Origin of the sequence: Shewanella inventionis, assembly GCF_019931735.1 — a bacterium.
Taxonomy (GTDB): Bacteria; Pseudomonadota; Gammaproteobacteria; order Enterobacterales; family Shewanellaceae; genus Shewanella; species Shewanella inventionis.
Window position 1 is genome coordinate 1,417,619 of the sequence record NZ_CP082926.1, and the last position, 13,244, is coordinate 1,430,862.

Consider the following 13,244-nt stretch of genomic DNA (forward strand, 5'->3'; position numbering starts at 1 on the left):
GAACTACTGGCCCTCTAACGCTTTGTTATTTTGAATCCCATTAGGTTTCAACATGACAAAGAGATAGGTACTTAATATGGCAAATAAGCACAGTAATTCGGTCGCATCTTTCAGTTTTAAGACTGTTTTGTGCCAAATTTGCGTAATGAGATTTTCTTCCGTCTGAATGTCTGCTGACATTGTGCCCTCCTGAGCGTGTAAATTTAGGTGTGTTTGCAATAAATCGTTAAAAAATAGCAATAAAAAAACCACTAATTTAGTTAGTGGTCTAACTATAATAACACTGTTTGCCTGTTAGATTCCAATCTAAAACGCCCTGAACCTCAGGTTTGGGGTTAAGTTAGGGGGGGCGAGTTAGCTCAGATCCCATAGCCTGTAGGGGCAAGCGCCTGATTAAATTTTATAAATGAATTTTTTACATCTATAGATTTTTGGCTGTTAAATGGGGGTTTTACAACAAAATTGCTTAAGTTGCTGGCTTCATTATGGTCTTAATTGATTTGCGGTTAAGTATGACGTTAGCACTTTTGTTACTGCTATGTACGGTGCACCTTGGCTTAATCGTTATTGTTTCCTTTTAGCAAATTGATTACACATCAAACCATTGTGCGGAGGTTGACAGCATGTTATGGGGTACTGTGATCTGTGTGTTAGTTTGTAAGGATTGAAATGCAGATTACTCACGAAACGGTTCGCTTTATTGCACCATTGCATGATTTTTCATTTTCAATATTGCTATTTATTAGACGCTCGGTCTAATATGTGTTTAATGAATTTACCCAATACAAAACCTCGAAGAGGTAGGCCCCCAAAAGTATCTCGAGAAAATCCAGATACCCGCGCTGCATTAATCCGCAGTGGCCTTGAACAATTAACAGAGCATGGATTTGCCGCGTCAGGTATTGAGCCTATTTTAAAAAAGGTTGGCGTACCCAAGGGGTCCTTTTATCATTATTTTGCTAGTAAAGAAGCCTTTGGGCAGGTTGTGTTACAACATTATGCCGATTACTTTTTGGCTAAATTAACCACTCATTTACAGGATGAGACTACAGCCCCATTAACTCGGATCCGTCATTTTGTGGCAGACGCTAAAGCGGGTATGACTCGTCACCATTTTAAACGTGGTTGTTTAGTGGGTAATTTAGGTCAGGAGGTTGGTATGTTACCTGAAAGCTTCAGACCGCAGTTGATAGCTATATTTGAACGTTGGCAAGATTGCTTAGCACATTGCCTTGCTGATGCCGCTGCACAAGGGCAAATTGCGGCCGATGCAGACTGCCAATTGTTAGCAGAAAACTTTTGGGTTGCCTGGGAAGGCGCAGTAAGCCGGGCAAAGTTAGTGGAAAATGGATCCCCCCTGGATAATTTTTGCGATTTGTTTATTGCAGCACTACCTAAATAGCTAAATACAGAATGATAGCGTTATGACTCTGCGACGAGATCAATGAGTTTTAATCTGATTAAAAATGTTAACCATTAATAGACGATCGGTCTAAATTAGGAGTAAGTCATGTTTAATGCCATGTTAATAGAAAAAGATGATCAAGGTTACCGCACTACAGTAAAGTCTGTTGATGAGTCTGTACTGCCTGAAGGTGATGTCACTGTTAAGGTGTTATATAGCACCTTAAACTATAAAGATGCGCTTGCAATAACAGGTAAAGCCCCTGTAGTTCGTAGTTTTCCTATGGTGCCAGGTATTGATTTGGTTGGTATTGTTGAGCAAAGCGACAGCGATAAATTTAGCGTTGGCGATACTGTGTTACTAAATGGGTTTGGCGTGGGCGAGGTGCACTGCGGTGGACTTGCGACAAAAGCACGTTTAAAAAGTGATTGGTTAATTGCTCTGCCGAGTGCCTTTACTCCTCGTGAAGCAATGGCGATTGGCACCGCAGGTTATACTGCGATGTTGTGTGTTATCGCCCTTGAAAAAAATGGTGTCACGCCAGATAAAGGCGACATTTTAGTGACCGGCGCTAATGGTGGGGTTGGCAGTTTTGCTATCGCTATTTTAGCTAAACTTGGTTATACCGTTGTTGCGTCTACAGGTCGCGTCGATGAAAGCGATTACCTTAAAAAGCTTGGTGCCAGCGAGATTATTGATAGAGCAACGCTCTCAGAACCCGGTCGTCCTTTAGCTAAAGAGCGTTGGGCTGGTGCGGTCGATTCGGTTGGCAGTCACACGTTAGCTAACGTATGTGCCAGTACTAAATATGGCGGTACTGTTGCTGCTTGTGGTTTGGCTCAAGGCATGGATTTACCTGCGAGTGTAGCGCCATTTATTTTACGCGGTATTACCCTTGCCGGTGTAGACAGCGTAATGCGTCCGATTGCCGATAGAGTAGAAGCATGGCAACGTTTGGCCGATATTATTGAACCATCAGTATTTGATGATATCGTTCAAGAAGTGAGCTTGGCTGAAGCGCAAACTGTGGCGAATGATTTGATGAGCGGTAAAGTGCGAGGCCGCGTGGTTGTTGATGTTAATCGATAACTAATGGATTATGTTGTGCCTCTAAAGGCTTTATGTAAGTTTGTATAAAGTCTTTAGCAGGCATAGGCTTAGCGAACAAATACCCTTGTAAATAATCACACGATAATTGCTGTAATATTTGGTGTTGTCCTTTGGTTTCAACACCTTCGGCAACCACTTTTACGTTTAAGTGACTGGCCATGGTAATAATCGCTCTGACTAAGGCAATGCTACTTTCATTGGTTTCCATGTGCTGAATAAACGAGCGATCAATTTTGAGGATATCGATATCTAGCCTTTGAAGATAGGCTAAAGACGAATAGCCAACACCAAAATCGTCAATGGCGATGTCGATACCATATTGATTTAATCGATGCATTTGCTGCTGAATAGGAGAGTCAGGATCCATTAAGGTATTTTCAGTGACTTCAATGATCATGGTATCTCTAGGTAGGCCGAACTTGTTACACGTTGCCAGCCACTCATCGACCCATTTACCGGCGTGATCGATTTGCAAAGGTGATGTATTTACACTTACCTGAGTCACTTTGCCGGTTAATCTAAACCAGTGGGCAGCATCTTTTATCGCCTGCTCTCTTACCCAATTCCCTATGTCTTCAATTAATCCATTTTGTTCTGCCAGTGGAATAAATTCATTTGGGCCCACAAGCCCGAGCTGTGGATGTTGCCAACGGATGAGGGCTTCTGCTTTGCCAACATTGATGCCGTCTATGTCAAAAATGGGTTGGTAATATAGTACAAACTGATCTTTTTTAAGTGCAACGCGGATCTCTTCTAGTTTTCGACGTTTTTCAATGGCTTGTTCTTCTATCACGTAAGAGAAAAACTCATAGCGATTGCGGCCTTTGCTTTTTGATAAGTACATGGCTTGATCGGCATGTTTGACTAAGTCTTCTACGCTACGGCCATCGGTTGGGTAAAAGGTTAGCCCTATACTCCCAGTCACATACACTTTAGAGCCATTGATGCTAATGCATTGCATGAGGCTTTGTTTTACTTTTTGGGCAATATCACTGGCACGTTCAACATCGTTGATACCTTCAATGATCAAGGTAAACTCATCACCGCCAAGTCTGGCAACGGTATCGTTACTTCGTACACAACTTCGTAAGCGCTTTGCCACTTGATGTAAAAGTAGATCACCGTAATCGTGACCCAATGTGTCGTTTACTTCTTTAAAACCATCTAAATCGATAAAAATTAATGCAAATTGCATATTATCAATATCAATTAGTGACTGTAATTTTTTATAAAAGTAGCGTCTGTTTGGTAAGTCGGTTAAACCGTCTTGGTAGGCATATTCATGCAATTGAGTGTTGGCGTTTTCGAGCTCTTTAGTACGTAATGCTACCTGACTTTCTAGTAAAATATCTCGCTGTTCTATGGTGTCTAGCATGCTGTTAAAGCAAGTTGCTAGTTGGCCTATTTCATCTTTTGAGTGCTGTTTTGCCCGTAGGCTATAGTCGTTTGATTTGGTGATTTTATCAGCCGTATCTGCAAGATATAAAATTGGGCTTAAAAATATTCGACGTAATACTAGTGACAAAAAGAGACTCAGCGCAAAGGTGGAAAGCAACAATAACAGCAAAAATTTACCGTAAAATTGAATTCTATCCTTAATATAACTGTCATTGGCCGTGATGGATAATTCACCATATTTTTGGTTGTCTAATGTTAAAAGGGTGCTTACTTTGGTGACGTTACTTGTTTCATTCAAACTGGTTTTATCAATGTTTGGCGCAGTCGATTCGGCTAAAACGTCACCGTTAATGTTCGTTACCGAGACTAAAACAATGTCTGATCGTGATAATACCGGTTTGATTAGTTCGGCAATGGTGTCTTGGTCGTCAAATAATAATGCCGCGGTGATATTGGGCGACAGCATGTTGGATACGCTTTCAAGGCTTTCGATTTGTTCGCGTTTTGCTGAGTTCAGCTCATAAGCACTAAAAACTAACGCCACAGAGACGGTCGATACTATGGCCACACTCATTAGCATCAATAATACTTTTTTACTTATTGTGTCTATGCGTAGTAATGATTTCATCGAATTATTGTTCCATCACTCGACCAAGACGCAACACTTTTGAGCTCATGGTAATGTTGGCTGATAAAAGCTTTTCGGGTGAGACTTCAAAACGAACTTTACCACCGGATAAAAAGAACCGTATTTGTCCACCTTGAGCGATAAAGTCTTCTGTTTCTCCAACAATCATCACATTTTTTAGCTCGTTTAATGATGCGTTGTTCCATAACGTTAGCGTACCTGAAGTAATAAACAGGACTTGGCACTGGTTTAAGTCGGTTTCGGTTAAAGATACCGTGAGTGTTGTAATGGGAGTGTTATTGACGGCTCTATTTTTTAATACCGTACTGGCGACGTCGATGAAATTGCTGTCGGGGCTACAAAGTGAAAAACGGCTCAATGTTGTGGGCGAGTTTGTCCATTCGCTGTAACGCGCAAAATTATATAAAAACCCCGCTTTGAGTGCGTACTCGGTGTCAATAGCATGCGCGTTTTGGCTTAACATAAGCAAAAACGGTAGCATCAACACCATAAATACTCGTTTTATCTTTAGCATTACGTGAGTTAAAACTTCGCTGTTAATTTAAAAGTGACGCTTTCATCGATGTAATTGGGTATGGTGTATGTTTCTCTCGTATTGTTGTACTCAATGTGTGAACCAGCAAACAGGTTTTTACCCATAACCGCGGCTGACCAGTTTTTATGGAAAGCCCATTGCCAAGTTAAGTCTAGTGCAGTGTAATTATCGACATTGTAAGCATCACTATTCTCAACCCGTATTAACGCATAGAGACGGTGTTGCTCAAAAAGTTTGATGTCTGATTTGGCAAATAATTGACGGCTTGTTGAATCGTATCCAATTGCCCTGAATGTGTTTTCAGCTAAATTATCGTCAAAGGTATTGTAGCTGTAGCCCAGCTCTGCATTGAATATGTCTGAGGGCTGCCAGGTTAAAATAATATCACCACCATTAGTGGTTACCTCGGCATTTGACACTAAATCAAAGTTTATTGATGTCGTCGTTAGGCTTTGCATCGCTAACTCTATTTCGCCCTGTTGTAATAAGGCAAAAATCGGTAAAAATTGCTCTGCGTTTGCATCAACTTCAACCGCTAATACGTCGCTCACTTCGGTATGGTAAAGCGATACATCTAGGCCCCAGTGGCCTTGAGATAAGCGATAGCCTAACTCGTATGATACTGACTCTTCAGACTTAACATTATTGTTACCGTTTAGGTATGTCTTAATGTAGTACTTGTCTATCATGTCAATGCCAGTGGTAATGGGTGACACTTCTTCTACACGTTGGCCGTCAATCGTAAAGTCGTCGTTAAATTCAATTAACGAGGGCACACGGACACTTTTAGATATTGATGTCCATAACACCTGATTTGGCTGTAATTTCCAGACCAATCTTGCTAGGGGTTGGTTTTCCCAGCCGGTTAAATCGTTATGCTCAATTTTTGCGCCAAGAATAACGTCTAACTCATTGTCGATAAGGGTATATTGTGCCTGAACTAACGCGCCGTATTGCTCTAAAGTGTTGTAACCACCATCGCTGCGTACAAAGGAACTTTCAGCGAATAAAATATCGTTATAGCGGTAATTTAATCCCCAATCGAATTTAAGATCGCCATACAAAAAGTTCATTTGGTAATCGACATCAAATGATGAAAAATCTTCTTGAAGAAAGGTTTGGCTGCCCGATTGCTTTAACCAGGAAGTTTGTAGCATTTGGTTTGCATCGTCTGATATGCGGTTTTCTATACGAGCCATAATACGCGAGTCAGTGCGATCTAAATGGCCAGAAAAAGACACATTGCGATTGGTTTCGTCAATTACGCCACGAAAGTTTTGTCCTAAAGTCGACTCAGTAATATTACCCTGTACTAACCCTGACCATTCATCACTTGGGGTAAAATCAAATCGTGCCCCAGCAGAATGTTGCTCAGTAAAGTCAGCTGGTTCAAGATGGATGCCTTTGTCTGACTCATCACCATCTCTTACATGCCCATAAACACGAAAACTGCCTTTATTGCCAAGATCTCCACCATAGCGCAAATTAGCATCATGGTTTATTTGGCTACCACTGCTAATGTCTGCATGCAGGCCTCGAGTATCTATGCTGTTTTTGGTAATAATGTTGATGACCCCATTGTTGGCATTACTGCCCCACAATAAGCCACCTTGACCACGTATGACTTCAATTCTTTCAATGTCGTATAGCGGCACATTTAGGGTTTCCCAGTATACGGCAGCAAACTTAGGGGTATAAAAGCTTTGGCCATCTATCATGACTAATAATTTAGCTGAAAACCGTGAAGCGACACCGCGAGAGGTAATTGCCCATTGGTTGTTGTCAAGTTGCCTAACCGCAAGCCCTGGGACCATTTTGAGTGCCTCAGGGATCGAGGTTGCACCAGAACGGGTAATTTGTTCTTTGGTTAACACATAAATAGAAGATGCGGTATCGAATGCGGATTGGGCTCGTTTCATTGCCGAAGTGACTTGTACATCCATTGCCATTAACGAATCTAGGTCTAAGTCAAGGTTGCTAAGAGGCTCTTGTGCGATAACGCAAGGTGTCACGAGCAGAGACCCTATTAGTAATCTTTTTACCATCTTCAATGTATTACCCTTAATGCACTTATTGTTAAGCTCTGGTTAGCTTTAGAAGCAGCTGTTGTAGCGGTTAACGTGATTATTTAAATTTATAATGCTTTTTTATTGCATTGTATCAGTTAACTGTTTGAGATAAAGAAGAATGCTGCATTGGTGTAATACTTTATAGCTACTTTATGACTGCTTGGTAACTACTTTATCGCTACTTTGATAACTAAATCATTAACTTTATAGCAAACAAGGCTCTACTCCTTGTTGTGGTTTACTCTTAAAGCATTAGATAAATTGTATGTAATTATTTCTGCATATAGACAGATGTTTAATTGGTTGCTTAAATATCACTCATGTCTTTGTTGTATTTATGTTGATATTTTTAGTGGTGACAACTGGGGTTGTGACTACAAATATTGTTCTGAATTGAGACATAAAGGATCCCCAAATACAGGGTAACAACAAGGATAATAATAATGGATTTCAATAAACTCCTGCTCGCGATGGGCATGGCGTCGACAATGTTTATTGTCGGTTGCGGCGACGATACCGATTTCACAAAAACCACTCAACCTACACCAGAACCCGAAGTCACACCTCTGCTGCAAGCTTTTGCTCCAAATGGCGCGCTTAAGGCGCAGATCCGCCGCACCCAATATGGTGTACCGCATATTACCGCAGACAATTTAGAAAGCTTGGGCTTTGGTAGTGGTTACGCTCAAGCGCAAGATAATCTTTGTGTTATGGCCGATGGTTTTGTTAAAGCCAATTCTGAGCGTTCAATGTATTTTGGCCCGCATGCCTCAATCGACTTTTCAACGGGGTTGCCCACCAGCGAAGATAACGGCAACTTAATTTCTGACTTTGCCTACAAAGCATTAAAAATCAGAGAGCTTGCTGAAACGCAATACAGCCAGTTTAGTTATAACTCGCGCGCGTTAATGGAAGGTTTCAGCGCCGGCTACAATCAATTTTTAGCTGACGTTGAAGCCGGTGAACAAACCGCTGAGCCTTTTTGCGCCGGCCAACCTTGGGTTAAACCCATCACTGGGGTTGATGTAGCTAACTATTTATTTTCGGTCGCGCTGCTACCGGGCGCGGCTAACTTTTTAGATTTAATCTTTTATGCAAACCCTGGCGATGGCGAAGAATACTTACCGCGCATTGTTGGCCCAGCGGGCTCATCGGTGCAAACGGCCTTTGTTAGCGACATGAACCGCAAACTGATAGCTCGAGCGGCAAATATCACTACACCTGACACCAATCCTCGGGATTTAGGCTCCAATGGCTGGGGCTTAGGCAAAGATAAAACCGAAAATGGTAAAGGCATGGTATTGGGAAATCCACATTTTCCGCATACTGGTAATTTACGTTTTTGGCAGTCTCATTTAACCATTCCTGGCCAAATTGATGTGATGGGCGGATCGCTAGTCGGCATGCCTGGCCTGGTTAATATTGGTTTTAACAAAGATGTTGCCTGGACGCATACCTTTTCAACTGCTGAGCATTTTGTGATGTACAACCTTGAACTGATGGCCGGTGACAGATTGCAATACATGTTCGACGGCGAAGCCATGCCAATCACTAAAGAAACCGTTTCGGTGTTAGTCAATGCTGGTGCGGCGGGAATGCTGGTTGCTGAAAAAGACATATACACCACAGCTAAAGGCCCAATGGTTGAAGCGCCACCTGCGTTAGCTCCCTTTGGCTGGGATGACGGCCAGGCGTTTATGATCCAAGATGCCAATATGGCGAATAAAGATCCGCTTGACCATTGGTTAGCCATGAACCGTGCCAGCAATCTTGATGAGTTTCAGCAAGCCTTTAAAGATTATGATGGCGTGATTTTTAATAACACCATGTATGCCGACAAAGAAGGTAATGCGTTTTATATTGATGATTCAACGGTGCCGGGTTTTTCTGATTTTATTATCGGTGTCCTTAAAACCACCCCAGAGATCATTGCGGCTAAAGCCCAAGCGGGATTTACCATATTGCCGGGCAACACCTCAACGTTTAGTTTTAGCGAACCTATGCCATATGAGCGTGCACCCAAGCTTGAGCGAACTGACTTTGTGCAAAACTCCAATAATTCATTTTGGTCAACTAACTTATCGCAGCCATTAGAAAATTTCTCACCGTTATACGGACCTGAGCGCGGTCAATTATCGTTGCGAACTCGTATGGGGTTAACCTTAATGGATGATGCTGCTGGTGATGACGGTAAGTTTTCGTTAGCTGAATTAGAGACCGCATTGTTGTCTAACCGTGCTTATTTACCTGAGATAGTACTTGCTGATTTATTAGCGCAATGTGCTGAACAAGGTGACACGCCTGTTGTTGTTAGTGCAAGCTTGTCTAAAGATCTTAGTGCATCTTGCGCGGCGCTAACTGCGTGGAATGGTAAACAAGATAACGACAGTGTCGGCGGGGCGTTAATTCGTGAGTTTGCTCATCAATTTAATCAAGACACCATGTTGACTCAGGCATTTGATTACACCAATGCTGCCTCTACACCCAACACACTTGCCAGCGATGGTAGCGCGCTCGTTGCTTTAGCTCATGCAGCGCTTAACCTAGAAGCCGCAGGGTTTAGTGTTGATGCAAGCCTTGGGGAAGTGCAGTTTGTTGAAAAGTCGCTACCAGATGGCAGCGCATCAGGGGTTAAATTACCTTGGCCGGGCAGCCATAACGCTGAAGGTGGCTTTAATGTGTTTTCGACCAGCTTGTCGGGCGACGATACATTAATTCCTCAGCATAGTTATGCCGCTGTTATGGATGTATTATCAGGTAAGGCGGCTTCGTCGGGGTTAACTGCGCAAGGTTATCAAATTCGCTATGGTTCAAGTTGGATGATGACGGTCAGCTTTACCGATGATGGGCCGGTTGCTAAGGGCATATTGAGTTACTCGCAATCAAGTAATGCATTAAGTCCAAGCTTTAACGATCAAAGTGAGTTTTACTCGACTCAAAAACAACTTCGGCCATTGTTGTTTACCGAGGTAGACATTCAAGCATCGCTTGAATCGACCACTGAGCTGAGTTTCCAACGAAATAACGAGTGATAAAACTGACTAAAAACGACCCATAAATGATGGGTCGTTTTTTAATGATGAGTTGACTAAGCCTCTGATTAAGTCACATTAATGTATCCAAATTGCTAGGCTTCATAAGCTGTTGAGCTTGGCAACCCCTGCTTTGGTATAATACGGTCTTGCTTGACCTATATAAACAAGTGCAACAAACTCGCCCTATATTCTTATATTTATAATTAATGGGATGATAAAACCATGCTGATCTTCCTCATTTGTATTGCGCTGTTATTGCTCGCATACAAACTCTATAGTCCGTTTGTTGAGAAACAAGCCGGTATTGACCCTAACTTACCCACTCCGCAGACACGGTTTAACGACGGTGTTGATTATGTGCCTGTTCACCCTGCAAAAGCGTTTTTAATTCAATTTTTAAACGTGGCTGGTGTTGGCCCTATTTTTGGCCCTATTTTAGGTGCGTTATACGGCCCGATTGCGCTAGTGTGGATTGTGTTGGGTAACATTTTAGGTGGTGCGGTACACGATTACTTCTCTGGAGTAATGAGTATCAAAGAAGACGGTAAAAGCTTACCTGAAATCGCCGGTCACTATTTTAACATCTACTTTAAAGCCGCCATGTTGGTATTTACTGCAATGCTACTGTTTTTTGTTGGCGTAGTATTTATCATGAGTCCAGCGGGGTTGTTAAGTAACCTTGACTACTTTAAAGACACTATTTTTGCTAGCAACACTTTTTGGGTGTTAGTGATTCTCGCCTACTACTTCTTTGCAACATTATTGCCAATTGACAAGATTATCACCAAGCTATATCCATTTTTTGGTTTGCTAATGATTGTAATGACCACGTCTATAGCAGTGGCATTGTTGATTAATGCACCTCAGTTACCTGAGTTTGGCGACGTTTTTGCTTATTTTGACCACAGCCATTACAACAATGACTTGTTAGAGCCTAACCCAGATGGATTACCAGTATGGCCATTATTATTTGTGACTATTACCTGTGGTGCAATTAGTGGTTTCCACTCAACTCAAGCACCGATTATGGCGCGTTGTTTAACCAACGAAAAATACGTGCGCCCTGTTTATTATGGTGCAATGGTTTCTGAAGGTATTGTGGCATGTGTATGGGCTACGGCTGGTATTGCTGCGTTTCCTGGTGGTTATGTTGAGCTTAAGGAGATTCTTGCGCTAGGCGGTCCTGGCATGGTGGTTAACCAAGTGGCCACCACTTACCTAGGTGTTGCAGGTGGTATTATGGCGATTATTGCGGTTGCTGTATTCCCAATTACCTCGGGCGATACTGCGTTTAGATCGCTTCGTCTTACCATTATTGATGCGTTTAAGATCCCACAAAGCATGACTAACCGCTTATTAGTGGCAGTACCTGTATTGATCATTGCGTACTTTATGACAAAAATTGACTTTACGCTTATCTGGCGCTACTTCGCGTTCTCAAACATGTTGTTGTCTACCAGCGTATTGTGGTTAGCGACTAAGTACCTCTTTGACCGTGGCACCATTCATTGGATTGTGAGTATTCCTGCCATTATTGGTACCTGTGTAACCGTGTCGTACATTATGACCGCCGGTATTGGTTTTGGCTTACCACAAGAGTTAAGCCAGCCTGTTGGTGTTGCTGTTGGTGTGGTCGCCTTTATTGGTTTGTTGATTGCACATAACAAACGTAAAGCGGCACCCGCTGCATAATTGTGTAAATGATTGATATAAAAAGGGCTGCAATTTGCAGCCTTTTTTATTGTCTTTTTAGTGAGCGTTGTTGAAAACGCTTTGGATGCTAATGCCCGATACGGTCGAGCTTTTGAATAAGCTCCATTTTGATGTTGTCAGGTGTTTGGCTGTGCCAGTATCCACCCACGTAAGCAAACAACGGCAACATAAACATCCCCGTCAGTAAGATAATTAATACCCCACTAGTAGACAGCTTGATACCGTTGCGAGTACTAAGTTGTAATGCCTCTTTTTTAGGGCAGGCTGATACGCAGCGCATACAGGCCTGGCATTCATCTGAGCGAATATCTTTTTGAGTATGCACCGAAATATTAGCCGGGCAGGCTCGAGTGCATTTGTCGCATTTCATGCCTTTTGTTTCAATTAAACAATGTTGGCTGTCTCGGCGAATTTTAAACGGGCTTAAAAAGCTCACTAAGCCAAGTAGTGCACCATATGGGCAAATATAACGACAAAATCCCTGACGGCGCCAGGCGGCTAACATAAAAATCATCCCAAAGCAGATTAATGCCACCATTGATGGCATAAGGAAAAATGCAGCCATTTTGAGGTCGGCGACTTTGTGATAATTACCTGATAAATAATGTGGAATACTGTTTGACGGCATTGAAATAACTAAAGCCAATAGCGCGGCCAATAATAGGTATTTAAGCATTCTTAATGGCCAATCTAACCATGCTGGTGGTAATAGCTCTGCTTTAATAACGCGTTTTCTGAGTTTATAAAGATACTCTCCAGCTAATCCTAATGGGCATGCCCAACCGCAAAATGCACGCTTACACAGCACGCCAGTAAGCAATACCACACAGAGCATCACCACGGCAGCTGGATGGTTTTGGTCCCATAATCCTAAGGTTAAAATGGCTTTTAACTCAATGCCGCCTGCAATGGGTAAAAAGGCGTCACCTACATCGGGTCGCATTAACCAGGGCGTTTCACCTGCGTACAAAAGCCCGGCGTTAATGGCGTACTGTACACCCACTAACAACATTGAAAGGGCAAAAAAATGTTGGCTGAACTCTCTAATGGTATTGGGCCTACCTTCGGCTGTGGCAAAGGCTGGTTGGTACTGCCCTATAAGGGTTACGAGCAAAACGCAAAGTAATAAAGTTAACAGTAAAGGCCAAAAAAAACTCGCAAGGGTGGCGCCAACTAATAATGTTCCGCTGATCAGTGCGCCCCATTTTTTGCCGCTCCAATAAAGCAAGCTGGTGCTATAAACTAATGCCAGCATTAAGGTTATCGATTCTATTGTGCTCATGGATACATTCCTGTAAATGAATGAAACTCGGTACATGATAAATAGTGA

9 protein-coding genes are annotated in these 13,244 nt (G+C 42.4%); 4 read left to right on the plus strand and 5 right to left on the minus strand.

Annotation, left to right across the window (positions count from 1 at the left end):
* Positions 1-3: 3 nt before the first annotated feature.
* Positions 4-180, minus strand: a complete 177-nt coding sequence (locus K8B83_RS06490; RefSeq protein WP_188738581.1) for a hypothetical protein — start codon at positions 178-180, stop codon at positions 4-6.
* A 589-nt stretch (positions 181-769) separates the two neighbouring features.
* Between K8B83_RS06490 and acuR the strand changes: the two genes are divergently transcribed.
* Together acuR and acuI are read left to right on the plus strand one after the other, a co-directional pair.
* Positions 770-1,402, plus strand: coding sequence for an acrylate utilization transcriptional regulator AcuR (acuR, locus tag K8B83_RS06495; RefSeq protein ID WP_188738579.1), 633 nt, complete (start codon positions 770-772; stop codon positions 1,400-1,402).
* A 108-nt stretch (positions 1,403-1,510) separates the two neighbouring features.
* Complete coding sequence (gene acuI, locus K8B83_RS06500; protein WP_223419310.1) at positions 1,511-2,494, plus strand: acrylyl-CoA reductase (NADPH); 984 nt, start codon at positions 1,511-1,513, stop codon at positions 2,492-2,494.
* Here acuI and K8B83_RS06505 read toward each other — a convergent pair.
* From K8B83_RS06505 to K8B83_RS06515, 3 genes are read right to left on the minus strand one after another with little or no spacing between them, the layout of a single operon-like run.
* Positions 2,484-4,541 (minus strand): EAL domain-containing protein, encoded by a 2,058-nt coding sequence (locus K8B83_RS06505; protein ID WP_223419312.1) that lies wholly within the window; start codon positions 4,539-4,541, stop codon positions 2,484-2,486. The genes acuI and K8B83_RS06505 overlap by 11 nt on opposite strands.
* A gap of 4 nt (positions 4,542-4,545) precedes the next feature.
* Positions 4,546-5,052, minus strand: a complete 507-nt coding sequence (locus K8B83_RS06510; protein ID WP_223419314.1) for a YfiR family protein — start codon at positions 5,050-5,052, stop codon at positions 4,546-4,548.
* Positions 5,053-5,084: 32 nt separating this feature from the next.
* Entirely contained in the window at positions 5,085-7,148 is a 2,064-nt protein-coding gene (locus tag K8B83_RS06515; RefSeq protein WP_398410441.1) for a TonB-dependent receptor plug domain-containing protein, read from the minus strand.
* Positions 7,149-7,609: 461 nt separating this feature from the next.
* Between K8B83_RS06515 and K8B83_RS06520 the strand changes: the two genes are divergently transcribed.
* Positions 7,610-10,198: an acylase gene (locus K8B83_RS06520; RefSeq protein WP_223419315.1), complete on the plus strand. Its 2,589-nt coding sequence runs from the start codon at positions 7,610-7,612 to the stop codon at positions 10,196-10,198.
* Positions 10,199-10,423: 225 nt separating this feature from the next.
* On the plus strand, positions 10,424-11,893 hold the full coding sequence (locus tag K8B83_RS06525) for a carbon starvation CstA family protein (RefSeq protein ID WP_188738568.1): 1,470 nt from the start codon (positions 10,424-10,426) through the stop codon (positions 11,891-11,893).
* 88 nt (positions 11,894-11,981) lie between these two features.
* On the opposite strand, the gene K8B83_RS06530 is transcribed toward K8B83_RS06525, so the two are convergent.
* The gene (locus K8B83_RS06530; RefSeq protein WP_223419317.1) at positions 11,982-13,196 is read right to left on the minus strand and encodes a 4Fe-4S binding protein; all 1,215 of its coding nucleotides are present in this window, start codon (positions 13,194-13,196) and stop codon (positions 11,982-11,984) included.
* Positions 13,197-13,244: the final 48 nt, after the last annotated feature.